Origin of the sequence: Phenylobacterium sp. 58.2.17, from assembly GCF_026411515.1 — a bacterium.
In the GTDB taxonomy this organism is placed as follows: domain Bacteria; phylum Pseudomonadota; class Alphaproteobacteria; order Caulobacterales; family Caulobacteraceae; genus Phenylobacterium.
The window spans coordinates 35850-61234 of the sequence record NZ_JAPMTQ010000020.1; the positions used below are offsets into that span (position 1 = coordinate 35850).

The following is a 25385-nucleotide window of genomic DNA, read 5'->3' on the forward strand; positions in this document are numbered from 1 at the left end:
CGCACCAACTGCATTGTCCGTCCTCTCGTTCGGCCGAACAATTTGGCGGACATGTCCGCTTCAGGGTTGGTGCCCAACGTCCGCTCGCCACCCCTCGCAGACGAATGAGACGTCTGCTCACGGGCGTAGTGGCTAATGGCCGTTGTCGGGACTGAAGCCTGCGACCGAAATCGATCCATAGCGGACCTTGAAGTCGCTGGGACCTACAGCCAGCCGCTAGCCTGAAGAGCAATGACATCTGAGTAACCGGCGAAGGCGCTCGCCACCGTTCGACATATCCTTTGCGGCCCCCCGGCTTGAGGCGCGCTCGTCCGGAACGGGCGCGAGCATCCCGTGTTCGACTGATCGTCGGGGCAATCTCACCTATCCAGATTCAGGGCCGCGCTCACCCTGGCCGCATAGCTTGCGCCGACCTCGACCATCGCTCCGTCCTCGGTGTGCAGCCGCATCAGGTTGCGCCCATTCCGCTCGACCCTGCGAACGAGATCGACCCGGACAAACGCCGAGCGATGCACTCTTACGAGTTGCGCCGGATCCAGCCGACGTTCGAGCTCCCCCATCGTGCTTCGCATGATGTGGGTCCGGCTGGCCGTATGCAGCAGCGCATAGTCACGGGCGGCCTCGACCCGTCGAATCTGCGCCACATCGACGCGCAGGAAACCGTCGCGCTGCTTGATCCAGAACGCATCGTCGTAGGCCCGCGCGCCGCTCGCCGCAGCCGTCGTCCCCGCCGTCTCGACGCTGACCTCGGGATGGCTCGCTGCGTGCAGACGCCGCCGGGCTCGCCGAATGGCTTCCAGCACCCGATCGAAGCGAACGGGCTTGAGGATGTAGTCGGCCGCCTCGAGCTCGAATGCGTCGAGTGCGAAGTCGGTGAAGGCGGTGACGAAGACGATCTCCGGGCGGAACCGAGCGCCCGCGAGGGCGCGCGTCACGGCGATGCCGCTGCGTCCCGGCATCTGGATGTCGAGCAGGACCAAGTCCGGCTTCAACTCGGCGATGCGCTGCTGCGCCTCGTCGCCATCGCTCGCCGAGCCGACCAGCTCCACGCCAGGCGCGCCCTCCAGGCATGCGCGAAGCCTCTCCAGAGCCAGCGGCTCGTCGTCGACGATCAGGACGCGCACGCCAGCGCGCCTTCCTGCCCACGGGCGTCGATCACCAGCGGCATCACGATCTCGGCGGTGTAGCGGCCCTGGTCCGTCCAGGTCCGCAGGCACGCCCGCTCGCCGAACAACGCCTCCAGGCGGGCGCGGACGTTGGCCAGACCGACCCCGGCGCCGTTCGCCGCCGGATAGACCTGCGCGACCGCGGCGTCATCGGCGACGGTCAGCACCAGGCGTCCGCCCGCGGCGCGCGCGCGGATCGAGATCGTGACGGCGCGCTTGGCCTGCGCGACGCCATGCTTGATCGCGTTTTCGGCCAGCGGCTGCAGAATGAAGTGCGGCGCCATTGCGCGCCGCAGAGGATCGGGGAACTCAATCTCGACCGCCAGCCGATCGCCGAACCGTACGGCTTCGATGTCGAGATAGGAGCCGGTCATGTCGAGCTCCTCCTCAAGAGGCACGAGGTCGCCTGGGGCGAGCGCCAGGGTCGCCCGAAAGAACTCCGACAGCCGGATGACGACGGCCTCGGCCTCCACCTTGCGGTCCGCGCCGATCAGAGCGGTCACGGCGTTCAGCGCATTGAAGAGAAAGTGTGGGTTGATCTGGAGGCGCAGGGCCGCAAGTTGGGCGCTCTGGGCCGCGGCCTGCGCGGCCGCCAGCCGGCGTTCCTGATCGCGCAGGCGCGTCGAGGCGGCGCTCAACTCCACCGCCGCGACATACAGGCCATAGATCCAGACGTAGATCAGGATGTTGAAGACGAAGCCGTCGATCAGGGCCGGGAGCTGATTGGGCGCTCGGAATATCCTCGCGCTGAGCACGAAGGCCTGATGGTCGACCGCGGAGTGAACGAGGGCGGCCGCGAGCGCGGCGATGGCCATGACGCCCAGGCGCGCGCGGGCGGGACGGTCGCCGAGCGCGCGGGCGAGAACGTAAAGCCCCACCGAGAAGACGAAGCCGCAGGCGATGATCGCCAGGTAGGCGCTGGTTTCCCAGAGCGTGACGCGGCCGGTCCTCAAGGCCGGCGCCTGGAAGACGACGAGGGTGAACAGCCAGAAGACCAAGGTCAGCCCCATGGCCGCCGGCCACCGGCTCCAATTGATCTCGCGTGGTGAGTCAGGCATGGGCCGCTTCCTTCCGGGCCGAGCCTACACTGTTTGACACGCTCATCGCCCCTGGCTCGTCGCAAAGAACGCAGGGCTTATCGCATCACCTGCCCGCGCTAGCGCGACGCCCGCCCGCTCATCGCAGAAATGCACGCGTTGATCGCGCCGGCTTTGCCCTCCGTGGGGACGGCCGCCATGGCGCACATTCCTTCATCCAGACTGAGCCGCCATGCGCCCGATCCTGATCCTCCCCCTCGCCGCCCTCGCCCTGGCCGCCTGCAGCCAGCCGGCTCCGGCGGCCTCCGCCGGCGAGCCGCCCGCCCCGCCCCGCGCCGCAGCGACGAGCGGGGTTCCCCCCCTCGACGCAGACGGCCTGCCCCGGTTTCGCCCGGGCCTCTATGAAGTCGTGCAGGTGTCTGACGGGGAGCCTCCAGAGACCACCCGCCAATGCCTCGGCGCCGGCGCGCCGGATGAATGGCGCGACATCCTCACCCGCAAGCCCGGCCCGGAATGCAAGATTTCGCGTTCGAGCGGAGCGGCGGGCCTTCAGGTCGCCACCGAGTGTCGGCAGAATGGAAACACCAACCGGCTGCACCTGACGGTGGCCGGTAGCGAGACGGCCTACAGGATGACCCTGAAGATCGCCGTTACGACGCCGAACGGCGAGACTTCAAGCATGGAATCCACCGCGCAGGCCCGCTGGCTGGGCGCCTGCTCGGAAAGCATCGAGGAGGACGGGTGATGGCGCTGGCGTCCATTCTCTTCCTCGCAGCGACCGCGACCGCGCCGCTGGAGGCTCCCGCACTGACCTGTCCGCAGATCGCCGCCCGCATCGCCCAACTCAATGCGCAGATCGAAAAGGAGGACGCCCTCGCCGCGCGACGCGCCAGCCAGGGACGTCTGGCCAGAGGGCTGCTGAGCGGGCTGGCCAGCGGCGCGCTTGGCGCAGCCAGCGCCGAGCTGGCCGGGCGCGCGGGCGGTCTGGGCGCGCTCGCCGCGCAGCAGGCCCTCTCGACCGCGTCGCAGTCGGCCGCCCAGGCGCTGACGGAGTCCGGTCCAGGTCCTCAAGCGCCCCCCGAAAAGACCTCCCCGGCCCGTATTGAGCTCGAGCAACTCGCCGAGAAGTCCGCGGCCCTGGGCTGCTAGTCGTAGAGCCTGGCGGGACGAGAGCCGATCGCCTCGTCTCGCCAGGAGCCCGCCATGCGCCTCTCCGCTATCGCGCCGCCGCCAAAAGTTCGCCGCCGCCCGCAACGCTGCACGCAAAAGCCCCGCTCCTCGGGAGGAGCGGGGCTGGCGCCGCAGTTCAGGACGGCTTTCAGGCGTCGGCTCAGACCGCCAGCGCCTGATGCGCCCCGCCCCTCCGCCGAGCGGACCTCAGCATCGCGCCGGCCGCGCCGAAGCCGGTGATCATCAGCGCCCAGGTCGAAGCTTCCGGCACCCCGCTGGCGACGCCGAGATCGCCGTAGATCCGCATTTCATTCAGGCCATAGGCGTAGTCGCCGAAGGGATAGGGCCGGGTCGCGGCGACCGAGCGCGGACGGAACTGGATGTATCGGTATCCGCCGCTCCTAGCTGCGAAGGCCTGGCCGTCGATCTCGGCGTCATGCTCGGCCGTCATCGCGCCGTTGACCAGGCGTACGATGCCGCCGCCGAGGGTGAACCCGTTGGCGCCGTCGCCGACCAGCTCTGAACCGGCCAGGATCTCGAAGTCGCCCACGCCCCGGTCGAAATGGTGGGCGTTGTGGGTGTTGAACAGCTCGAAGCTCAGGTTGGAATAGACGTCGCCCAGGTCGATGGTGATGTAGGCGAGCGGATTGGTGTCGCGGTGCAGCCAGAAGCTGCCGTCCATGGCCGCCTCCGGCGCGATGGCCCCGGTCTGCTGGTTGAAGATGTTCGACGCACTCCAGGCTGAACCAAGGCTTTCCGTCGCCCCGACGATGTTGCCGCCGCCCATGACGATCTGAGCGGCGTGAGCGGCGTTGGCCGAAGCGAGGACGGCCGTCGCTGCGACGGCCAGGCTAAGCTTTCTCATATTTGGAACCCCATTTCAGAGACGGGCAATGGGGCGCAGCCGGCCGCGACCGACATCCCGTTTGCGACAAGACACCCGCGGACTGCGACGAGCCCGCAGGCGCCTGCGCCGCCGAAGGAAAAGAAGCGGTGGCTTACGAGCCCCGCCGCCGGGCGAACAGCTAGCGACCCGGCCGCGCCATTAGGTGATCATGGCCCTTGCACGGGAAGCAGACCGCGTTCGAGGTCCGCTTTGCTGACGTTCGACGGCTGGCAGCGTGGTCAGGACCTGGGCATCAGGGCTTCCACGACCTGGTCGATGCTGAAGCTGGCCGACTTGGCCCGGGGCGGGAAGGTCTTGAAGCTCTCCAGCCACTGGTGCACGACCGCCTGGGCGGCATACTGGAACGGCACGTTCTCGACGAACCAGTCATTGTACTTGAAGCTTTCCTCGCCCCGCTCGAACGGGTCGGCCCGCAGGTCGAACAGTCTGGGGACGCGCAGCGGGATCAGCGGCTCGCGCCACACCTCCAGCCCCTTGGCCCTCTGCTCGCTGAAGATCAGCTTGAAGCGGCCGGCACGGATCGCCATCAGGTCACCGTCGTCGCTCCAGTACAGGAAGCCGGGCCGGGGTCCTTCCTTCTCCTCGTCGGACAGGAAAGGCAGCAGGTTCACGCCGTCCAGGTGGACCTTGAAGGTCTTGTCCCCGATCTGGTGACCCGCCTTAACCTTCTCGACCAGGCCCGGCTCGCCGTTGGCCGCCGCGAAGGTCGGGATGAAGTCGAGCAGGGCCGCGACCTCGTTGATCACCCGGCCGGGCTGGATGACGCCGGGCCAGCGGATGACGCACGGAATGCGCCAGCCGCCTTCCCAGTTGGTGTCCTTCTCGCCCCTGAACGGCGTCGCGCCGCCGTCGGGCCAAGACAGCACCTCAGCGCCGTTGTCCGTGGTGAAGACCACGATGGTGTCGTCAGCGACGCCCAGCGCGTCAAGCTTGTCGAGCAGTTGGCCGACATAGCCGTCCAGCTCGACCATGCCGTCCGGATAGAGGCCAAGCCCCGTGACCCCGACCGACGCCGGCTTCAGGTGGGTGAAAACGTGCATCCGGGTGGGATTGAAGTAGCAGAACCAGGGCTCGCCGCCCCGGGTCTTGCGGTCCATGAAGTTCAGCGCGGCGTCCAGGAACTCCTCGTCCACCGTCTCCATCCGCTTGCGGGTCAGGGGGCCGGTATTCTCGATCACCTGCTTGCCGACCCGGCCGAACTGCTCGTCGACGGTGGCGTCGTCGGTGTCGGAGGCCGTGCACTTCATCACCCCGCGCGGGCCGAAGCGTTTCCGGAAGTCAGGGTCCTTCGGGTAATTCGGGTACTCCGGCTCCTCCTCGGCGTTGAGGTGGTACAGATTGCCGAAGAACTCGTCGAAGCCGTGCACGGTCGGCAGGTGTTCGTTGCGGTCGCCCAAGTGGTTCTTGCCGAACTGACCGGTGGCGTAGCCATAACCCTTGAGCACCTCCGCAATCGTCGGGTCCTCGGCGCTCAGGCCCAGCGTCGCACCTGGCATGCCGACCTTGGTCAGGCCGGTGCGGATCGGGGACTGTCCGGTGATGAAGGACGCGCGACCGGCGGTGCAGCTCTGCTGTCCATAGAAATCCGTGAAGCGCGCGCCGTCGCGCGCGATCCGGTCGATGTTGGGCGTCTCATAGCCCATGACCCCGCCGTGATAGCAGCTAGGATTAAACCAGCCGATGTCGTCGGCCATGATGAAAAGGATGTTGGGTTTCCCATTTGGCATAGCCGCCTCCGCACGAACACCGCTCCTATCTGCGGCGACCGGCTGAGGACGGGTATCAGGTGTTCGCCCGAGGAAGGTTGCGCTGGTTCCCGCATGTCCGCTTCCCACCCCGAAGCAACGTCCAACGGGTCAGCTCTTCGGCACGCAGCTCCGGCGGCGACTGGATCGCCGACTAGCGCCACCAGACATTGGCGCAAAGGCGCCGAGCGGACATTCGCGAAGGTCTGCTTTCGGGCTGGTCGCGATCGACCTGCTCCGCCCCGTCGCGATCATCCGCCAGGTTCGCTCTCAGGTGGATCGCCGCCCATGCTCAGGTATCGACGCGCATGACTTTGCAATTGCCGAGGGGTGTAACACGTGCAGGGACACATCCTCCGAGGAGACCTCCATGCGTGCTGTTCTGCTTACGCTCGCCGCCATCAGCAGCTTGGCCGTTGCAGCGCCATCTCTCGCCCAGACCTTGAAGGTGAACCGAGACATCAGCATCGACGTCACCGACTTTAGCGGCGATCCGAAAATCCTGCCCGACATGGTGGACAAGATCGAGTCCCTGAACGGCGGACGAGTGGCTGCGATAACCTTTGACAACGTCGCTGGCGCGCCGGGCTACGCCGCCATCGTCTTGAATGGATCGGACGTCAGGTTTTGGCGGCTCGAAAGTCCGACCAGTGACGTTGTTGAGCTAGTCGGTGCGTCCATTCCGTCGTGGATGTTGAACTGGAAGGCCCAGCGGCGCGCGAACGCCGTCAAGGTCGCCAAGGTTTCGCTGGCCGACGCGATCCGCACGGCTGAAGCCTCAAAGAGGGGCGCGCCGGCGGTCGTGGCCGGCATTGCGAGAAGCGCGGCTAACCCCACCTCGGACGTCCAGGCCTACATGATCGGAATCCTGAAAGACGGCCGGCTGGAGCGCGTCGCCGTGAATTCGCAATCGGGAAGGCCGATCGAGAACCCCGAGGCCCTAGACTGGTGAGGCAAGAGGAGTAGGTCGGAGGACGTCCGCAGCTTGCCCGGACGGGCGACGCGCCGCCGGCCCGGGGGGGATTTCCACCCGTCGCAGACTTGCCCGGGTCCGCCCTGCCCGGTCGCTGGCGACGTCCGCGTCGGGCAACGATACTCGAAGCCCAGAGATGTCGGCTCGGCACCGCTACCGAACATTGGGCCCCGCGCGGCAAGGGGGCATTCGCAGATCGGGGATGAAGGTCAGCTTCCAACCCCATTGCGGGCGATGGCGCGGCTCAGCTCCTGACGGCGGGGGTGTCCTTCATTTCAACCCCTGGCCAACACGCTGGCTGCCTTGCCGTCATACTGACCGCCGAAGCTAGTCTTCAGGTGAGCCATGATGGCCCCGACGTTGGCGTCGGGGTTCTTGGCCCGGAAATCGTTGATGGCCTCGCGCAGTTCCGCTTCTGTCATCTGCTTAGGGCCGTACGAGGAGAGGATCGCCAGCTCGGCTTCAGCAGCCTTGGTTCGCTGGTTCACCTTCGACGCATCGATACCGGCTTCAATGAGGCGCGCGCGCTCGCTCGCGAGGTTCTCCAGCGTCAGTTTCGTATTCTTGAGGAACTTCGCGACGGTTGCGGCAACCTTTTCATCCGTGACGTCCGTCACGCCGCGCTTGAACTCTTCGGTCGTGATCTGCGTAGCTTCGCCGATCAGAGTGGTGAGCAGGTCAGCCTTCAGACGGTCGTTCAACTTGCGTGCCGCCAGTTGGTCAGCTTTGAGCTCGTCAAGCAAAGCCATATCGCTGTCCTTTCAATGCGCTCTGTCCGGTAGTTCTGTCATTCACGCCGTTCAAGCGCGGTCGCGCCGCCGGGATAGCGTAGCAGCCTCCCCGCAATATCCATGCGTCAAATCCGGGCGTCCGCGGAGTGGCAGGAAGCAGGCTCGCCCGATGCGCCGCCTCTCGTCCGGCGGGTTGTTCGAACGCCCCCGTTGCGACCATTGGGAAAACCTGCGGGGGCCGGTGAAGCACCGCGTCCAGAGAGTCTTAACAAGCTCTGTAGAAAATCGTCCGGAAAGCTGAGCGCTTGAGCGACCGGCAGTCAGATCCCGGATCCTCGGGGCAGTGAGAGTTTAGTATGACGAACATCGCCAACGTCGCCGCGGTCACCGCCAGCGGCAGTTACAAGGCCGGCGCCACGGTGACGTTGGCCGTCGACTTCGACGACGCGGTGCTCGTGGACACTACAGGGGGCGTGCCGACACTGTCGCTGAGCAGCGGCGGGGCGGCCACCTACCTAAGCGGCAGCGGCTCCTCGACCCTGACCTTCACCTATACGGTCGGCGCCGGCGAAACGAGCGCCGACCTGGACTACGCGTCGACCTCGGCGCTTGCGCTGAACGGCGCGGCGATCACCGACGCCGCGACTCACACAGCCGTCGTCCTGACGCTGGCCACGCCCGGCGCGGCCGGCTCGCTAGGCGCCAACGCCAACATCGTCATCGACACCGCCGCGCCCACGGTCACCGGCGCTACCGTGGTCTTTTCGGCGGACACCGGGCTCTCCGACACCGACCTGATCACGAACACGCCTTCGCAGTCGGTCAGCGGGAAGCTGACCGGCCCTCTGGGGACAGGGGAAACGGTTCTTGTGTCCTTCGACAACGGCCAGTCCTGGACAACGGCCACGGCGTCCGGGAGCACGTGGAACCTCCCGACGCCCGTCACCCTCGCAGGCAGCGACACGCTGAAGGTGCGGGTCGACGACGCCGCAGGCAATCAGGGCTCGGCGGCGTCCTTCGCCTATGTGCTCGACACCACCCAGCCGACGACGAGCATCTCGTCGCTCGCCTTTTCGGCTGACACGGGGACCTCCGGCTCCGACTTCATCACCAACACCGCCGCGCAGACGATCAGCGGCACGCTGTCAGCCAATCTCGCGGCGGGCGAGGAAGTTCAGGTCTCGACAGACAACGGCGCCTCCTGGGCCGCCGCCACCGCGACGGTGGGGTCGAACACATGGTTGCTCAGCGGCGTCACCCTCGCCCAAAGCAGCACGCTGCAGGCGCGGGTCGTCGATACGGCCGGCAATGAGGGGACGCGCCTCGCCCAGGCCTATGTGTACGATACGGTCGCGCCGACCGGCGTCAGCAGCCTGTCCTTTTCGAGCGACAGCGGCGCTTCCTCGACCGATTTCGTCACCAACGTTTCAGCGCAAACCATCAGCGGTGTTCTCAGCGGCGGGCTGGCGGCTGGAGACCGCGTATTGGGCTCGCTGGACGACGGCGACACCTGGGTCGACATCACCTCCAAGGTGAGCGGCACGACCTTGAGCTGGAACGGCGTCACGCTCGCCGGCAGCGGCGTCCTGAAGGTTCAGGTCGTCGATGTCGCAGGCAACGCCAGCACCGCTTTCACAGGCTATGTGCTCGACACGTCCGCCGCCGCGCCTTCCGCGCCGGACCTGAGCGCGGCGTCCGACACCGGCGCGTCGAGCACCGACAACATCACCAGCGACGCCACGCCCACCTTCACCGGCACGAGCGAGGCGAACGCGGCCGTTTCGTTGTTCGACACCGACGGAACGACCGTGCTGGGGACGGCGACCGCCGACGGCTCGGGAAACTGGTCGATCACGTCGAGCACCCTGGCGGCCGGCCAACACACGATCTCGGCCGCGATCACGGATCTTGCGGGAAACACGTCGCCCGCCGGGGCGGGTCTGCAGATCACCATCGAGGCGTCGACGCCTCCCGAACCGCCGCCGCCGTCGGTCGTCACCGTCGTGACACCGTCCGGCTCCCTGATCACCGGCGACGGCGTGGCCAATCTCATCGAATGGAGCGGAAGCGGCGCCGATACGATCGCCGGCGGCGCGGGGAACGACACCCTGATCGCGGGGCAGAACAACGACGTCCTGCAGGGCAATACCGGCGCCGACAGCATCTCCGCGGGGGCCGGCGCAGACATCGTCAGCGGCGGTCAAGGGGGTGACTTCCTGAACGGCAACCAGGGGAACGATCTGCTGTTCGGAGACCTCGGCGACGACGCCGTCTTCGGCGGCAAGGGCGACGATTTCGTCCACGGCAACGCGGGCGACGACGTGCTGCTGGGCGACCTCGGCGACGATACCGTTCTGGGCGGCCAGGGCGACGACCTCCTCCTCGGCGGCGACGGGGCCGACTACCTCTCCGGAGACAAGGGCGACGATGTCCTGATCGGCGGGGCGGACGCCGATATCTTCAGTTTCGTGAACGGGGCGGGCCGCGACGTCATTGCGGACTTCAGCCACGCGCAGGGCGATCACATCCGGCTGTCGGTCGCACAGGCGGCCGATTTCCAGGCCCTGTTCGGCAAGATGGCTATGGTGGGCGCCGATACGGTGATCAGCCTGGATGGCCTGACGATCGTCCTTGCCGGCGTCCCGATGAGCAGCCTCAACTCTGGCGACTTTCTGTTTTCCTAGCTCCGGCGACAGGGCGGCCCTTGCGCGACACGTTCCAGTGAACACCGCTGGGACGTCGCCGGCGGCGTAGCTCCGTCGTCTCAGCTGCGCCAACAGGAGACAAAGGGCCTCCGGCCTGGAAGCGGACGTAGCCGTCCGTCAGCCGCCAGCGCCGGCAAGGGCGCCGACAGCCTATGGTGAAGCCGGTCGTGCGCGGCCGGCGATTTCGCTATCCTCATCGGCACGCGCCTGCGGACGGGCTTTCAAGTTCGCGCTCTTGAGGGACTAGGCGATGAACCTTGAATATGGAGCGCTGACGGGCGCGATGGTGTTGGGCCTCGTGCATCTCACAGCGGCCTCGTTCGCCTATAAGGCGCAAGTCGGCAACGCCTATACGGTCGGCCCTCGCGACGCGGATCTGCCCCGGACCGGAATTGCGGGCCGCCTGGACCGGGCGCAGCGCAACTTCCTGGAAACGTTCCCGATCTTTGTGGCGGCGGTGCTGCTGCTGGGCCTGCGGGAGCGAACTGGGGGCTGGCTCAGTGAAGCCGGCGCGGCCCTCTATCTCTCGGGAAGGATCCTATTTCTGCCCCTATATGCGGCTGGCGTTCCATGGCTCCGCACGTTGAGCTGGAACGCCGCGACGCTGGGCCTGGTCATGGTGATCGCCGCACTGATCTGGCCGCTGTAACAGCCCCGGACGGGCGCGTGCACGCCGGCTCAGCCTGCCAGCCAAATGCCCCCCGAGGGCCCGGAGCTCGAATCCGTGACGCGTCTCGTCGAGGGCGCCGGACACGGTCTTGGCCTGGGCGGGGGAAACCGCCGCAGCCAGCGCAGCCGCCCGATCCGACGGTTTCGGCGCTCAGACCACCGCCAGCGTTCGATCCGGCCCGCGTCGATCGCCGTTGGCCGTGCTTTCCCACCGGTCTTCGCGGGCTCGCGCTTCAGTTCGTGCGTCTCGCATCTGCGCATTGATGGATTTGAGGGTCTCGAGCGCCAGCGACGCCGTCTGATCGACGGCCTGGTCTGCCCCCTCCCCCCCGGTGATCAGGCCAGCCCCTTGCCGATCAGGTTGACTGGAAGCCTCGACAAGCCGCCCAGTCGCGGCCGGTGTCGCGTTGGAGGCCGGGCCACCTGGCATGGGCAAGCTGATCCCGCGAAGCGCCAGGTGACGGCCATAGGTCTCCAAGGACCAATCGCCAACGCCGGCGACGCCGGCCAGCGAGACTGCGCTCCTGCCCTGAGCCATGGCGTTGAACGTGGCTCCGGCAAACGAAGCGGCGCTGGTGTCGATCCCCTGAAACCGGACAAGTTCGAACTTGGCGCCATCGAACTTGGTCCCAATCATCGATGGCCCGGCGCCTTGAACGTCCCGGTGGTCGGGCATGGTCCAGATCGTGGGGTCGCCGTTGAATTGGGCGCCGGAGAAGTCGAAGCCGCTGAAGTCGATGCCGTCGAGATTGACGTTATTGAAGCTGGCCGTCCTGGCCTCACGCACCAGTCCCGTCAGATCAGCGACGCTCAGGTTCGTGAACGAAAGGCCGACGCCGTTCAGCGAGCTGCCGGCGAACCGCGTCCCCGCGAGCGTCGTCGAGTTGATGCCTAGGTACTTCAAGGACGAATTGGTGAGCGCCGCGCCGCTCAGATCGCTTTCCGCGAAACTGAGCTTTCGGCCGGAGACGCCGTCGAAATTGGCGCCTTGAAGGTTCGAGGTGCGGAAGGCGAACACGTCGGCGTGCAGGTTCGAGAAGTCGGCGCCGACCGCCGAGGCCTGCCTGAACGCGACGCCTTGGAAATAGGCGTCTCGGAAGCTCGCCCCGTCCAGCCTGACGTTATTGGAGATCTGATACCGGTCGACATCCCAGACGGCGATGTGCTGCTTGTCTTCCTTCCCGATGAAGACGCGGTCGAAGTTCGCCTGCGAGAAATCCGCGCCGTCGAACGTCGTGTTGACCAGGGTCGCGCCGCTGAGATCCGCGCCGATCGCTGACACATTGTCGAGCTTGGCGTCCTTGAGCGTCGCGCCGGCGAGCTTGGCGCCGTCCAACCTGGCGCCGCTGAGGTCGAAACCGGAGAGATCGAGGCCCGAAAGATCCGCGCCGCTCAGGTCGGCGCCGCGCAGATCGACGTTCCGAAAATCGAACTGCCGCAGATCCTGGCCGCGCAGATCAGCGGCGCCAAGCGGCGGGGCGCTCTGCTCAACGACGAGGGCCGCCAGGGTGCTATCGGCCAGGGGCTCGGCGGCCGGCGCCGGAGGAGCGGCGGACGCCGCAGGGGCCGATGGCGCCGGCTCCGTCGTCGAGGTCGCATCGCGAACCTCGAGAGGCGGAACAACCGATGGCGAGACGGCAGCTGCAGCGGAGATCGTCGTCACGAGGCTACCCACCGTTCATCAGGGATCGACACTCTCGGACCTGGCATTTTGCCGGGCCGTATAATTCTAGGTTGTGCGACACCCATTAACGCACCCTAAATTTCCACCACCCCCGCGCGCATTCACGCCATCGCAACCCATGCGGCAACAGTATCCCCGACGCCTCGCGGTCGAGCTATGGCGATCCGTCGGGCGCCGCCCGGGGCCTGTTCAGGGGGACGAAGCTGTGGCTCGCACGACGTTCGGGGAGAGTATTGGCCGCAGCCGGCCGCTGTTCCTCGTCCTGATCCTGGTCGGTTGCCTGGTCGCGGGCACATCGGCCGTGCGCTTCCAGGCGCCTGAGCTGCTCGGAAAGCAGAAGGTGCTGACCGATTTCGACGCCTTCCATATCGCGGGCCGATTGGCGCTCGAGGGCCGAGTGTCGGAGGCCTATCACGCGGTTTCGATGGTGGCCGCCCAAGAGGAGATGACCGGCACCGTCAGCTTCATGCCCTGGACCTATCCGCCCCCCTTCACGCTAGCGATGGAAGGCCTGGCGACCTTGCCGATCGGCGTGGCGTTCCTGTTGTTCGCGACGGCGAGCTGCGCCTTCTACCTCTGGGTGCTGCGACGGATCGCCGGGCCCTGGCTGCCGGGGGTGGCGGCCGCCGTCGCCCCGGCGATCATCCTCAACCTGGGCACCGGGCAGAACGGTTTCCTGATCGCGGGCCTGATCGGCGCGTTCCTGCTGGCGTTTCGCGACAACCGGCGGCTGGCCGGGCTGCCGCTCGGGCTGCTCATCATCAAGCCGCATCTCGCCGTGGCCGTCGGCCTGCTCGTGCTGATGCGCCGCCGATGGTCGGTGGCGGTCATCGCCGGGGTGGTCGCACTCGCCCTGCTGGCGATCTCCACGGCGGTCTACGGCCTGTCGATCTGGACCGATTTCCGCGACGCCGTGGGCGAGGCCGGCCGCTACCTCGCGGCAGGGTATTATCCGCTTTTCCGCATGAACTCGGTCTATGCCGCCGCCCATGGTCTCGGCGCCGCCCCGGCGGCGGCCATGGCGCTCCAGGCGGTGAGCGCGATCGTGTCGCTGGGGATCCTGGGCCTGGCCTGCGTCAAGGGCGTGGCGTTCAACCGCCTGGCCGCCCTGGCCTGCGCGGCGAGCGTCTGCGTGAGCCCGTACGGCTACGACTATGACCTGACGGTGCTCGGGGTGGGGATCGCCTTCATTTTCCCCGAGCTCGTCCAGCGCAGCGGAAATCGACAGTTCCTGGCCTGGTTCGCCCTGGCGTGGCTGGCTTGCGGATACGGCATGGCCTGGGCGATTGCGGCCAGCGACGTCAGCTCCAGCGTCGAACTCGGTGAAGGCACGGCGGGATTGTCCCTCATCGCGCCGCTGCTCTGGCTGGTGTTCTGGCTGACCTATCGCATCCTCACCCGACCGCAGGCGGACGAGGCGGCTGGGAGCGAGCCCGCGCGCCCTTCACTCCAGGCGGCGGAATAGCCCGCGCCGCCCGCGCCCGTCAGGACGCCGGGGGCGAGGCGAATTTCCGCAGCAGGTCCTGCTTGAACAGCTTGCCGGTGTCGTGGCGAGGAAGCTGGGCCTCGAAAACCAGGCGCTTAGGGGTCTTCACCGGGCCGAGCCGGGTCCGCACGAAGCCGAGCAGGTCCTCGGCGGTCGCGGCGTCGGGCGGCACGCCAGGCGCCAGTTCGACCACCGCCATGGCCGCCTGGCCAAGATCTTCGCTGGGGGCCCCGATGACCGCGGCGTCGCGCACGGCGGGGTGCTCGAGCAGCACGGCCTCGATCTCCTGCGGATAGATGTTCACGCCGCCGGAGATGATCGTGAAGTGCCGCCGGTCGGTCAGGTAGAGGTAGCCGTCGGCGTCGAGGTAGCCGATGTCGCCGTAGGTCCGCCAGCCTTGCGGGCTCTGCGCGCCGGCGGTCTTGGCCGGATCGCGCCAGTACTCGAAGCGGTTGTCGCCCGAGAAGTAGACGTCGCCGACCGCTCCGGCCGGCAGTTCGGCGCCGTCCGGTCCCAGCACGTGCGCGTTCGCCGCGCGGCCGACCGAGCCCGGGTGCGCCAGCCACTCCTGGGAGCTGATGCGTACGAAGCCGACGCCCTCGCTGCCGGAATAGTATTCGTCCAGGATCGGGCCCCACCAATCGATCATCGCCCGCTTCACGTGCTGCGGGCATGGGGCTGCGCCATGTATGGCGCACCGCTGCGAGGAGAGGTCGGCCTGCTGGCGGCCGGACGCCGGAAGCCGGAGCATCCGGTGGAACATGGTCGGCACCCACAGACCGTGGGTGCACCGGTGAGCCTGCAGGTCGACGAGCGCCTCCCCTGCATCGAAACGCTCGGGCAGGACGACCGTCGCGCCGCTGTGCAGGGCGGCGGTGACGTAGCGATGCGGGGCGGCGTGATAGAGCGGGCTGGGCGAATAGAGGACCGAGCCCTCGCCCAGCCCGTAGCCACGGGCCACGCCCACCGAGGTGGGGTCAGCGGCGTCGAAGGCCCGGTCCGGCAGCGGCTTGCGCACCCCCTTGGGGCGGCCGGTGGTGCCCGAACTGTAGAGCATGACCGCGCCGCAGGACGGCTGGTCGGGCACAGTCGCCGGCTGCCCGGCGGTCAGGGCCGCCCAGTCCGCCACGCCGTCCAGCGCCAGATCAAGACCGAACACTGGAGCGGCGAGCCCGTTCAGGGGCGCCTCCGCCGTCAGCGCGAAGCAGCCCGCCGAGATCACCAGCGCCTGGGCCTGGGAGTCGGCGACGATGTAGGTCAGGTCGTCCGCCGACAGCTTGGTCGACAACAACACATAGTAGACGCCGATGCGTTGGGCGCCGAGGACGGCGGCCAGCCATTCCGGACGGTTGGTGATCGAAAGCGCGATGCAGTCGCCGCGCTGTAGACCGATCGCGCGCATCGCATGCGCCGCGCGATTGGCGGCCGCGTCCAGTTCGGCGAAGCTCAGCGCCTGGCCCGAGCCAGGAAAGATCGCCGCGACGGCGTCGGGCCTGGCCCGCGCGACCTTGCTCAAATGCGACACGTGGCGCCCTCCCTGCCCCGCCGCACGGGCCCCGTCTTCATGCAAACGCCCGCGTGTTCAGCCCGGCCAGGGCGGCGCGGTACTCGGCCTCGAGCCTGTCGACGATCTCGGCGACGCTGGAGACCTGCTTGATCGAGCCGCAGCCATGGCCGGCTCCGCGGATGTCGCGCCAGACCTTCACCTCGCCGTCGGCGCCGCGCTTGTACTTGGCGGTGGCCTCGCTGGGGGTCGGCAGGTTGTTCACGTCCAGGCCGGCGTTGGTCAGGGTGACCTTCAGGTAGTTGCCGTAGATGCCGGTGAAAATGTTCGTGTAGATGATGTCGTCGGCGTCGCTCTGCAGGATTTCGGCCTTGTGCTCCGGCGAGGTGGCCGACTCCGTCGCGGCCAGGAACCGGGTGCCCAGATAGGCCATGTCCGCGCCCATCGCCTGGGCGGCCAGGACGTCCGAACCGGTGCTCATCGCGCCCGACAGCAGAATGGTCCCATCGAAGAATTCGCGCACCTGATTGACCAGGGCGAAGGGACTGCGGTCGCCGCCCTGCCCGCCGGCCCCGGCCGCCACCAGGATCAGTCCGTCGACCCCGGCCTGCGCGGCCTTGCGCGCATGGCGCAGGTTGGTCACGTCGTGGAACACCAGCCCCTGGTAACCGTGGACCTCCTGGATGATCTCGGCCGGCGGCGCGCGCAGGCTGGTAGTGATCAGCGGGACCTGTTCGCGCACGATGGTGGCGAGGTCGGCCTGCCAGCGGTCGTTGAGCGGGCTCATGACCTGGTTGACCGCGAAGGGCGCGACCGGCGCGTCGCCGCCGTCGGCCTCGGCCGCGGCGAGCCGCTCGCGGATTTCGGCGATCCAGTCGGCCAGTTCGGACTGCGGACGGGCGTTGAGCGCGGGAAACGACCCGATGACGCCGGCCTTGCACTGGGCCACCACCAGGTCGCGGCTGGAGGCGATGAACATCGGCGCGCCGACCACCGGAAGGCGAAGCTTGTCCTTGAACTGAACGGGAATTCCCACGCCGGCCTCTTTTCAGATTTGCTTGTTTCGCTGGCCGCGGACTGTGTGGCGTCGGTCGGCAGTGGACAAACGAGAACGCCGCGGGGCAGATGAGCCAAATTCATCTGAAGCCCGGCATCCATGCCCCCGCCTTTCCACCTGATCCTGACCATCGAAGCGGTGACCCGGCTGGGCAGCTTCAAGCTGGCGGCCGACGAGCTGCTGATCACCGCCTCGGCCGTCAGCCACCGGGTGCGCAAGCTGGAGGCCCTGCTCGGCCACCGGCTGTTCGAGCGGCTGGGCCAGGGCATCCGGCCGACCGAGGGCGCGCTGCGCCTGTCTGCGATCGTCGGCCGGGCCAAGGGCGAGGTCGACCGGGCCTGGCGCGAACTGGCGGCCGACACGGCGCAGGCCAGCGTGCGGGTGTCGTGCCTGGCCGCCTTCGCCGGCAACTACCTGCTGGACGACGTCGCCGACCTGCAACAGCGGTTTCCGCAGGTCGAGCTCAACCTCGCCACCGCCTTCTTCAAGGGCTCGCCCCGCGAGCTGCTGAACGACGTGGTGATCAGCTGCGGGCCCGATCCCGGCCCGGAGTGGATGACGCGGCCGTTGCTGCCGCTGGAGATGCGGGCCGTGATCGCGCCGGGGTCGGCGGCTGGCTTCATCATCGGGAACCGGCTGAAGGGCCCGCTGCTGAGCTACGGCGGCGACACCACGAGCTGGCCGAGGATCGCCGCGATCCTGGGGCTGGAGCTTCACGGCGAGGCGAAGGTCATCACCCTGGACTCGGTCGAAGCGGCCTGCACGGCGGCCGAACGCGGGGTCGGGGTCGCGCTGGCCCCGGTCGCCACCGCCCAGCGACTGGCGCAGGCGGGCCGCGTGGAGCTGCTGGGGCCGCCGATCCGCTCGGGCCTGACCTACTGGATCGCGGTCAAGCGCGACCTGCACGACTCGCCGATGGTCGAGCGGTTCCGCCGTTGGCTGACGGCGCGGCTGAGCGAGACCGCCGACTAGGTCTTTGCCTGCACCGGACGGGCGAGCGCCGCGCCGCCCTGACGAATGGCCAGGGCAAGCGCGGCGAGGATAGCCAGGGCGGCGGCGATCACCGCGGCCGGCCAGCCGAGCAGCGAGACGATGGGACCGCCGGCCGCCGCCCCGAGGCTGCCGCCGACGAAGTAGATGACCATGTATGTGCTGTTCATCTGCGCCGGCCGCAGCGGGTCCATGCTGAGCACCCGGCGCTGGTTGGCGACCTGGGCGGCGAAGAGGCCGGCGTCGAACAGCGCCAGGGCGGCCAGCAACAGCGGCGCAGAGCCGAGGGCGGGCCACATCGCCACGGTGCAGACCAGCGCCGTCAGCAGGCCCGCCAGGACGATCGGGCGGCTTCCGAAGCGGTCAGCCATGCGTCCCGCGGCAGGGGTTACGAGCATGCCGGCGATCCCGGCCAGGGAGTAGAGGCCGACCACCGTCGGCGACAACCCGTGCGGCGGCAGGGAGAGCGCCAGCGAGACCCCGACCCAGATCAGGCTGAAGGCGAAGAACCAGAGCCCGCCGGCCACGGCCGCGCCCAGGAGATCCGGCCGCGCGCGCAGCAGGCCGGGCGTCGACAGCAACCCCGACAACCAAGATCCAGGCGCGCGGATGACGCCGCGCGGCAGCACCGCGCGGCCGACCCCGGCGCAGGCCAGGCAGGCGGCCGCCACGAGCAACAGCATGGCGCGCCAGCCGACGAGGTCGGTGAGGCCGCCGCCGAGCATGCGGCCGAGCAGGATCCCCGCCGAGATGCCGGCGGTGACGACGCCCAGGGCGCGCCCCTGACGGTCGGCCGGCGAGTGCTTGGCGGCCAAGGTGCTCATCTGCGCGCCGGTGCTCGCGCAGATCCCCGAAAGCAGCAGGCCTGCTCCGAACACGAAGACCGAGGTCGCCACGGCGGCCAGGCCCAGCGCGCCGGCCAGGGCCGCGAGCTGGGCGGAAACCAGCTTGTGGGGCCGCACCCGGTCGACCAGCGGCACCAGCAGCGCCAGCCCCAGCAGGTAACCGACGATCGGCAGCCCCGCCGCGGCGCTGGTCGAGGCCAGCGACGCCCCCAGGTCCGCGGCGATGACGCCGAGTTCGGGCTGCACGGTGTAGCTTGTCGAGGTCGCCACGGCGGCCGCGAGCGCCAGGAACAGCGTCGTCCCGGCGGCCAGATGTTGTTGCGGAGTATCGATCGTTGATTGGGTCATGGCCGCAGAATTGGCGACCGCGAGCCCGACGTCTGGCGCAATCCGGACCCGAACCGAAAGCTTGGTCGGGAGCGTCTAACGCGCCAGGACGACGTGGGTAGCGTGCTCGCCGGGCTGGTGCGCGGAGACGCGGAAGCCGAGGGCCAGCAGGTCGATGCCGGCGAGCAGCGCCTCGCCCTGGCCGAGCACGACCGGCGACAGGGCCAGGTGCATTTCGTCGATTGCGCCGGCGCGAAGGTACTGACGCACCGTCTCGACCCCGCCGCCGATCTTGACGTCGAGGTCGCCGGCCGCCGCCCTCGCCTGCTCCAGCGCCGCCTCGATCCCGTCGGTGACGAAAATGAAGGTCGTGCCGCCGGCCATCTCGATGGGGTCGCGCCTGTGGTGGGTGAGGACGAAGGTCGGGGCGTGATAGGGCGGATCATCGCCCCACCAGCCCGTCCAGGCCTCGTCCGGCCAAGGCCCGCGGACCGGACCGAACATGTTGCGTCCCAGGATGAAGGCGCCGAAGCCGCGCATGGCGCGGTCGGCATAGGCCTGGTCGACGCCCTCGGAGCCGCCCGGCTGGCCGATCATCGACTGGAAGAAGCGGGTCCCGAACAGCCATCGGTGCAATTCCTCCCCGCGCCGGCCGAGGGGATGGTCCAGGCTCTGGCCGGGGCCGGCGCCGAAGCCGTCGAGCGAGATTGAAAAGCCCCCTACGCGCACTCGCGACATCGCCGCCTCCGCCGTTTCGCCGTCCGCCGACATGGCCGGGCCATCCTAGGACGCTGGACGGCGGCGTGTCCCGACAGGCCGCCCGACGCTATGCTGGCCCCATGAGCATCCAGAGACTGCAAACTGCGCCAGGCGACGTCCTGGTCGTCATCGACCCGCAGGTCGACTTCTGCCCCGGCGGGGCGCTGGCGGTGGCCGGCGGCGATGAGATCATGCCGCTGATCAATCAGATCGCGGCGCGGTTCGAGCATGTGGTGATCACCCAGGACTGGCATCCGCGCGACCAGATCTCGTTCGCGTCCAACCATCCGGGGGGCGCGCCGTTCAGCGTCATCGAGGTCGCCTATGGGCCCCAGACCCTGTGGCCGGACCATTGCGTGCAGGGCAGTCCCGGCGCGCAGCTGCATCCGGCGCTCGACACGCCGCACGCCGAGCTGATCCTGCGCAAAGGGTTCCACCCGGCCGTCGACAGCTATTCGGCGTTCTTCGAGAACGACAAGGTTACGGCGACCGGCCTCTCCGGTTATCTGCGCCAGCGCGGGTTCAAGCGTTGCGTCTTCGTCGGCCTGGCGCTGGACTTCTGCGTCCGCTACTCGGCCGAGGATGCGATCGCCGAGGGCTTCGAGGCGGTGGTGATCCCGCAGGCGAGCCGGGCCATCGACCTGGACGGATCGGCGGCCGCGGCGATGGCCTCGTTCGCGGCGCTGGGCGTCGCCCTCGCCGCGCCCTGAAGCTTCAGGGCCGCCGGCCCATGCGCGCATAGGCCTGGCGCGGGATCGGCCCCGGCGCCAGCCGCGCGGCGCGGCCGAGCGCCGACAGGATGACCCTGGCCGCGGCCAGGCGCGACGGATGGGGCGTTAGCCCCAGCTGGGCGCCGAGGCCCGGCGGCAGCAGGTCGATGCTGGCCTCGACCACCAGCGGCTGCAGGGCGCGGCCGAGCGCGCCCATCGGCGAGGTGCGGCGCACGATGCCGAGGAACTCGTCGATGATCGGGTGATGCACGAGGCCGGGCCGCATGGCCTGCATCGCCTCGGCGACCGCCGCGGCGGAGGCCGCCGGACGGCGCGCGCCGAACGCGCGGCCGACGGCGCCGCCCTCGGCGTAGTAGCGGTCCTGGTCGGCGCGGCTGATCTGCGGGTCGACATAGCGCCGATAGGCGTTGAGGAAACCGTAGGCGGCGGTCAGGTGCACCCAGTCGGCCAGGTCCGGGTCAAGGGCGTGGTAGTCCTGGCCCTCGGGCGTGCGGCCGCTGACCTTTTCGTGCATGCGGGTGACCATGGCGATGCGGGCCTGCGCCTCGGCGCGGGGCGCATAGGTGGTGATCATGGTCGCCTCGCCGGTGCGGCGCATGCGGGTCAGCGGGTCGCGGGCGAAGATCGAGTGCTCCCACACACCGGTGCGGACCCGCGGTTCGGCCAGTTCGAGGATCACCGCCGCCACCCCGCCGATCGCCAGGGCGATAGGGTTGGCGTGCACCCGCCAGGCGACCGAGTCGGGGCCATAGAGGCCCGGGTCGCCCTTCGGCTGCGAATAGTCGACCCGCGAGGGCCCGAAGATCCGCCGGTCGAGCACGCCGGCCAAGCCGGCGCCGGGCGCCTCCAGCGCCGCCCGTGTGGAAGTGTCGTGAGCCATCTCGCCTCGCGTCCGCCTGGCCCCAGCCTAGCGAAGGGCTAAACGGTCGAACAACCTGACGGTTCTGCCAGGGTGGTCACGCCACCTTGGACTGCGGCGGTTCGGCTTGCTGCTCCTGCCATTCGGCGCGCAGGTCGTGGCTGGTCTGGCGGCTGGCGTCGTGGCTCCAGCCCGGCGGGCCGAACAGGTAGCCGAGCGCATGGCGCGGATGGCGGGCGACGTCCGCCAGCATCCCCGCCCACTCGTGAAACGCCACTCGCAGGATATTGAAATCGCCGAGGTTCTTGACGATGCCATAGCGGCAAGGCTCCTCGTCCAGCTCGGGCTGGAAGGTGCCGAACAGCTTGTCCCAGACGATCAGGACGCCGGCGTAGTTGCGGTCCAGATAGCGCGGGTTGCGGGCATGGTGGACGCGGTGGTGCGACGGGGTGTTGAACACCGCCTCGAACCAGCGCGGCATCCTTCCGATCGCCTCGGTGTGGATCCAGAACTGGTAGACCAGGCTGATCCCCTTCTGAATCGCGATCATCGCCGGCGGGAAGCCGAGGAAGGCCAGCGGCAGCCATAGCGCCCAGGTTCCGGCGACCCCGCCGGTCCAGGTCTGCCGCAGGGCCGTCGACAGGTTGTAGTGCTGGGACGAGTGATGGTTGACGTGCGCCGCCCACCAGAACCGGCGCTCGTGGCTGAGCCGGTGGAACCAGTAGTAGGTCAGGTCCTCGAGCAGGAAGATCGCCGCCCAGGCCCAGATCGCGGTCATCGGGATGTCGAACAGCCGGTGCTGGTAGACGAACAGCGTGGCGGCGACGACCAAGCCGCCGGTCAGGACTCCGGCGAGCGTGCTGCCCAGCCCCATGACCAGGGAGGCGGCGGTGTCCTTGGCTTCGTAGTGGGTGCGGGTGCGGCCCATGCGCGCCAGCACCACCTCCAGGATGATCGCCAGGATGAAGAACGGCGTCGCCAGGGTGACGGGATCGAGGCTCATGCGGCGCGGCGATCCTTGTCCGGGCCCGGGGCCGGCGGCCAGTTCTGCAGCGCCAGCCGCGCCAGCGGCGCGGCGACGTCGGACAGGTCGAGCCGCACGACCCCGTCACGGAACGAAGACGCCACCGCCTGGGTCCAGGGGATATGGCGGGCGACATAGCCGTCGCCGACCTCGCACAGCACCAGGGCGGCCGCGCCGGACTTGGCCAGGGCGCCGCGGCCGTCGACCGCGACCCAGATGCGCTCGATCGGGCGGCCGGGGAACTCCTGCGCGAGCAGGTCGAGAGCCTTGGCGTCGGTCAGCGGCGTCATCGGCTTGGCGATCTTGGCCCAGGCGGCCAGCCCCACCAGCAGGGCGATCGCCCCCGCCGACGCAGCGAACTGCACGAAGAATGCTTGCGACACTTGCGGTCCTCCCCGCCGGCAGGGTCCGCCCGCCGAACGAGACCGTCAAGTGACAGCCTATCTAGGCGCGTGGCTTCGCAAGCAGCGGCGGCGCCCCGGCCGCAACGCGGCGACGCAAGACCTCGCGGGCGACCAGGCCGACGATCACCAAGCCGCCCAGGGTGATGGCGGCGATGGTGGTGAGGTGCGCCTCGCCCAGGGCTTCGAGTTCGGCCAGACCTTTGGCGGCGAAATAGCCGGGCGCGAGGATGGCCAGCACCCAGATCGCCGCCGACACCGCATTGGCTAACTGGAAGGTCCGGCGGCGCATCTGCAGCAGTCCGGCGACCAGCGGCACGAAGGCGCGCAGCGGGCCGAAGAACCGGCCGATGAAGATCGAGGCCGCGCCGTAGCGACGGTTGAACAGCCGCGTGCGGGCGACCTTGCGGCGGTGACCGCGGAACATCGGGTGACGCAGGGCGCGCGGGCCGAGCCGGCGGCCCAGCTCGAACGAGACCGCATCGCCGACGATCGCGCCGGCGACGCACCAGAGCACCACCTGGACCGGATCGAGCACACCGGCGGCGATCAGGCCGCCGGCCATCACCATCAGGGCGGTGGCCGGAATGAAGGCGCCGATCAGGACCAGCGACTCCAGCAGCGTGACGACGCCCAGCACAAGGCCGGCCCAGGCGGCGTGCCGGGCGATGAAATCTGCGAGACTCTGAATGAACGCTTCCATGGGAGAAGCCCGATATGGGCCTGCTCGCCCCCCCGCGCGAGGGGGCGCAAGGCCGCGGCCGGCAAGTTTTTCAGCTTGTGGCGCGGATGCCGCAGATGACGGCGCCGAACGTCATTTGTTCTTGCTTTGTTTCATCTACACGCTATGCTGGCGGGATGCATGAATCCACCGAGACCGAGCGCCCGCGCAACCGCGCGGCGACGCCGTTCTGCGAGGCGACCGCCGCGCAGATCTGCAGCCGCGTCGCGGCCGGCGAAAGCCTGCGGGCGATCTGCAAGCCGCGCGACATGCCGGGCGCGGCGACCGTGCACCGCTGGGCCGCGGTGCGGCCGGCGTTCGGAACGGCGCTGCGGCAGGCGCAAGCCGAAGCGCAGGCCGGGCGGCGGGACGCCTATCGCGCCAAGGCGGCCGACCGCGCCTGGAAGCGCGCCCGCCCCTGGGCGCGGCCGGATGCGTATCGGGCCGAGGTCGGCGAGGAGATCTGCCGCCGGCTGGCCAGCGGGCGCAGCCTGCTGGAGATCTGCGGCGAGGACGACATGCCGGTCACCGGCACGGTCTATGAGTGGCTGCGCGCGCACGACGACTTCGCCGCCATGTACCGGCAGGCCCGCCGGATGCAGGCCGAGATGCTGGCGGACCTGGCCTGGGCCATCGCCCGCGAGGCCCGCGAGGACGAGGTCAAGGTCGCGCGGCTGCAGTTCGACGTGCTGCGCTGGCGGGCCGCGCGGCTGGCGCCCAAGGCCTATCGCGAGGAGGACGAGCCCCGGCAGGGCGGCCTTGAGGTCTATCTGCAGGACTTCACCAGCGGGGCGATCCTGGCCGGGCCGATCTGGTCGGGTCCGGGCGCCTAGCCCCCTGCCCTCGCCGCCCCGTTACGAGCTCGCAGGCGCCCCTTCAGTGAAACTTCACGCGGTTTTCTGGGTTTCTGGGGTGGCGAAACGTCACGGGAGCACTATCTCTGCTCGCATCGGAAGCGAGCCAGCGAGCGACGCACATGTGTCGATGTCATCTTAAACAGGGCCGAATGCCGGCCTGACCTCGCCCAGCCGGGGCCATGCAATGGCCGCCTGCATGCTCGATCGTGACGCCTAGTACGGGCGTTACGAACCCCGAAAAATCAGTAGCGTAAAAAAGGAGCTCACATGGCTCTGCAAATTCTTGTCGCGCCCGCCGGTGAAGGCTGGGCCGTTCGTTCCGAAGCTTTCGACAACGAACTTATCTTCGAGGCCGGGGGACGCGCCGAAGCCGCCGCCCGGGCCCTGGCCGACCGCTATGCGCGCTCGGGAAGCGCCGCCGAGGTGAGCATCTTCCTGCGCAACGGCGACCTGGCCGGACGCTTTCTCCATAGCGCGGCCGCCTGACGGCGGCGCGAAAAGCAAGCGACCATGAAAAAGGGCCGCCCCCGCAAGGAGGCGGCCCTTTCCATTCGGGCTAGATGCGCAGGTTAGAACTTGCGCACGTAGCCGACCGACCAGACGTCGGCCTTGCCAGCGTCATCCTCGAAATCGTGACGGGTGTAGTCGGCGCGTACGCCGTTCTTGTCGTCGAGGAAGTACTGGCCGCCGACGCCGTAGTTCCAGCTGTTGCCGTCGGCCTTGGCGATCGCGCCGGGGACCGAGACCTTGCCCTCGGTCTTGCCGTAGCCGACGCGGGCGTAGAGGTCGGCGTTCGGGGCCACCGGCAGGAAGCCGACGCCGTAGATGGCGGCCTGGTTCTTCAGCTGAGCCTTGCCGTTGACGCCGCCGATCGAGACGTCGTCCTTCTTCACGCCGAAGCCGAGTTCGCCCTCGACGCCGAGATATTGGTTGAAGCGGGCGCCCAGCCGACCCTGGATCGGGGGGGGGGGGGGGGCGGGGCGGGCGGGGGGGGGGGGGGGGGGGGGGGGGGGGGGGGGGGGGGGGGGGGGGGGGGG

Annotated in this window: 24 protein-coding genes and 1 pseudogene; 10 read left to right on the plus strand and 15 right to left on the minus strand. The window is 68.8% G+C overall.

What is annotated here, in order from left to right; translation table 11 throughout:
* Window positions 1-359: 359 nt before the first annotated feature.
* Together OUA97_RS13780 and OUA97_RS13785 are read right to left on the minus strand one after the other, a co-directional pair.
* A complete protein-coding gene (locus OUA97_RS13780) occupies window positions 360-1124 on the minus strand; it encodes a LytR/AlgR family response regulator transcription factor (RefSeq protein ID WP_267232494.1) in 765 nt (254 codons plus the stop codon).
* On the minus strand, window positions 1112-2224 hold the full coding sequence (locus tag OUA97_RS13785) for a sensor histidine kinase (RefSeq protein ID WP_267232495.1): 1113 nt from the start codon (window positions 2222-2224) through the stop codon (window positions 1112-1114). The genes OUA97_RS13780 and OUA97_RS13785 overlap by 13 nt, the downstream gene beginning before the upstream one ends.
* 211 nt (window positions 2225-2435) lie before the next feature.
* On the opposite strand from OUA97_RS13785, the gene OUA97_RS13790 reads away from it, so the two are divergent.
* Together OUA97_RS13790 and OUA97_RS13795 are read left to right on the plus strand one after the other, a co-directional pair.
* Window positions 2436-2948: a DUF3617 domain-containing protein gene (locus OUA97_RS13790; protein WP_267232497.1), complete on the plus strand. Its 513-nt coding sequence runs from the start codon at window positions 2436-2438 to the stop codon at window positions 2946-2948.
* Window positions 2948-3352 carry a hypothetical protein gene (locus OUA97_RS13795; RefSeq protein WP_267232498.1) on the plus strand — a complete coding sequence of 135 codons (405 nt, stop codon included), beginning with the start codon at window positions 2948-2950 and terminating at the stop codon, window positions 3350-3352. Before OUA97_RS13790 ends, OUA97_RS13795 begins: the two co-directional genes overlap by 1 nt.
* A 181-nt stretch (window positions 3353-3533) precedes the next feature.
* On the opposite strand, the pseudogene OUA97_RS23455 reads toward OUA97_RS13795, so the two are convergent.
* Window positions 3534-3656 (minus strand): annotated as a pseudogene (locus tag OUA97_RS23455) (PEPxxWA-CTERM sorting domain-containing protein); the annotation flags it as partial.
* An 842-nt stretch (window positions 3657-4498) separates the two neighbouring features.
* A complete protein-coding gene (locus OUA97_RS13805; RefSeq protein ID WP_267232500.1) occupies window positions 4499-6007 on the minus strand; it encodes an arylsulfatase in 1509 nt (502 codons plus the stop codon).
* Between the two features lie 388 nt (window positions 6008-6395).
* Here OUA97_RS13805 and OUA97_RS13810 point away from each other — a divergent pair, with 388 nt between their 5' ends.
* A complete protein-coding gene (locus OUA97_RS13810; RefSeq protein ID WP_267232501.1) occupies window positions 6396-6977 on the plus strand; it encodes a hypothetical protein in 582 nt (193 codons plus the stop codon).
* A 296-nt stretch (window positions 6978-7273) separates the two neighbouring features.
* Here OUA97_RS13810 and OUA97_RS13815 read toward each other — a convergent pair whose 3' ends face one another.
* Complete coding sequence (locus OUA97_RS13815) at window positions 7274-7747, minus strand: GatB/YqeY domain-containing protein (protein ID WP_267232503.1); 474 nt, start codon at window positions 7745-7747, stop codon at window positions 7274-7276.
* Window positions 7748-8085: 338 nt separating this feature from the next.
* Here OUA97_RS13815 and OUA97_RS13820 point away from each other — a divergent pair, with 338 nt between their 5' ends.
* Together OUA97_RS13820 and OUA97_RS13825 are read left to right on the plus strand one after the other, a co-directional pair.
* Entirely contained in the window at window positions 8086-10413 is a 2328-nt protein-coding gene (locus tag OUA97_RS13820; RefSeq protein WP_267232504.1) for an Ig-like domain-containing protein, read from the plus strand.
* A gap of 271 nt (window positions 10414-10684) precedes the next feature.
* Window positions 10685-11083, plus strand: a complete 399-nt coding sequence (locus OUA97_RS13825) for an MAPEG family protein (RefSeq protein ID WP_267232505.1) — start codon at window positions 10685-10687, stop codon at window positions 11081-11083.
* A 171-nt stretch (window positions 11084-11254) separates the two neighbouring features.
* On the opposite strand, the gene OUA97_RS13830 is transcribed toward OUA97_RS13825, so the two are convergent.
* A complete protein-coding gene (locus OUA97_RS13830) occupies window positions 11255-12766 on the minus strand; it encodes a pentapeptide repeat-containing protein (protein WP_267232506.1) in 1512 nt (503 codons plus the stop codon).
* A gap of 226 nt (window positions 12767-12992) precedes the next feature.
* On the opposite strand from OUA97_RS13830, the gene OUA97_RS13835 reads away from it, so the two are divergent.
* Complete coding sequence (locus OUA97_RS13835) at window positions 12993-14252, plus strand: glycosyltransferase family 87 protein (protein WP_267232507.1); 1260 nt, start codon at window positions 12993-12995, stop codon at window positions 14250-14252.
* A gap of 19 nt (window positions 14253-14271) precedes the next feature.
* Here OUA97_RS13835 and OUA97_RS13840 read toward each other — a convergent pair whose 3' ends face one another.
* A complete protein-coding gene (locus OUA97_RS13840) occupies window positions 14272-15798 on the minus strand; it encodes an AMP-binding protein (protein ID WP_267232508.1) in 1527 nt (508 codons plus the stop codon).
* 37 nt (window positions 15799-15835) lie between these two features.
* Window positions 15836-16813, minus strand: a complete 978-nt coding sequence (locus tag OUA97_RS13845) for an NAD(P)H-dependent flavin oxidoreductase (RefSeq protein ID WP_267232509.1) — start codon at window positions 16811-16813, stop codon at window positions 15836-15838.
* Window positions 16814-16933: 120 nt separating this feature from the next.
* Between OUA97_RS13845 and OUA97_RS13850 the strand changes: the two genes are divergently transcribed.
* Complete coding sequence (locus tag OUA97_RS13850) at window positions 16934-17806, plus strand: LysR family transcriptional regulator (protein WP_267232510.1); 873 nt, start codon at window positions 16934-16936, stop codon at window positions 17804-17806.
* Here the strand turns inward: OUA97_RS13850 and OUA97_RS13855 are convergent.
* Window positions 17803-19017, minus strand: coding sequence for an MFS transporter (locus OUA97_RS13855; protein ID WP_267232511.1), 1215 nt, complete (start codon window positions 19015-19017; stop codon window positions 17803-17805). The two genes, OUA97_RS13850 and OUA97_RS13855, sit on opposite strands and share 4 nt — an antisense overlap.
* A 75-nt stretch (window positions 19018-19092) precedes the next feature.
* Window positions 19093-19734 (minus strand): dihydrofolate reductase family protein, encoded by a 642-nt coding sequence (locus OUA97_RS13860; protein ID WP_267232512.1) that lies wholly within the window; start codon window positions 19732-19734, stop codon window positions 19093-19095.
* A gap of 101 nt (window positions 19735-19835) precedes the next feature.
* Between OUA97_RS13860 and pncA the strand changes: the two genes are divergently transcribed.
* On the plus strand, window positions 19836-20465 hold the full coding sequence (pncA, locus tag OUA97_RS13865; RefSeq protein ID WP_267232513.1) for a bifunctional nicotinamidase/pyrazinamidase: 630 nt from the start codon (window positions 19836-19838) through the stop codon (window positions 20463-20465).
* A 4-nt stretch (window positions 20466-20469) separates the two neighbouring features.
* Here the strand turns inward: pncA and OUA97_RS13870 are convergent, their stop codons facing one another.
* From OUA97_RS13870 to OUA97_RS13885, 4 genes are all read right to left on the minus strand, one after another.
* Window positions 20470-21366 carry an oxygenase MpaB family protein gene (locus tag OUA97_RS13870; protein ID WP_267232514.1) on the minus strand — a complete coding sequence of 299 codons (897 nt, stop codon included), beginning with the start codon at window positions 21364-21366 and terminating at the stop codon, window positions 20470-20472.
* A gap of 76 nt (window positions 21367-21442) precedes the next feature.
* Window positions 21443-22348, minus strand: coding sequence for a sterol desaturase family protein (locus OUA97_RS13875; RefSeq protein WP_267232515.1), 906 nt, complete (start codon window positions 22346-22348; stop codon window positions 21443-21445).
* Window positions 22345-22752, minus strand: coding sequence for a hypothetical protein (locus OUA97_RS13880; protein WP_267232517.1), 408 nt, complete (start codon window positions 22750-22752; stop codon window positions 22345-22347). The genes OUA97_RS13875 and OUA97_RS13880 overlap by 4 nt, the downstream gene beginning before the upstream one ends.
* Window positions 22753-22813: 61 nt before the next feature.
* A complete protein-coding gene (locus tag OUA97_RS13885) occupies window positions 22814-23473 on the minus strand; it encodes a DedA family protein (RefSeq protein ID WP_267232519.1) in 660 nt (219 codons plus the stop codon).
* A 155-nt stretch (window positions 23474-23628) separates the two neighbouring features.
* Here OUA97_RS13885 and OUA97_RS13890 point away from each other — a divergent pair, with 155 nt between their 5' ends.
* Window positions 23629-24324, plus strand: a complete 696-nt coding sequence (locus tag OUA97_RS13890; protein WP_267232520.1) for a hypothetical protein — start codon at window positions 23629-23631, stop codon at window positions 24322-24324.
* Window positions 24325-24615: 291 nt separating this feature from the next.
* The gene (locus OUA97_RS13895; protein ID WP_267232521.1) at window positions 24616-24834 is read left to right on the plus strand and encodes a hypothetical protein; all 219 of its coding nucleotides are present in this window, start codon (window positions 24616-24618) and stop codon (window positions 24832-24834) included.
* Window positions 24835-24917: 83 nt separating this feature from the next.
* On the opposite strand, the gene OUA97_RS13900 is transcribed toward OUA97_RS13895, so the two are convergent.
* A partial coding sequence (locus OUA97_RS13900; RefSeq protein WP_267232522.1) for a porin family protein occupies window positions 24918-25385 on the minus strand: 468 nt, incomplete at its 5' end.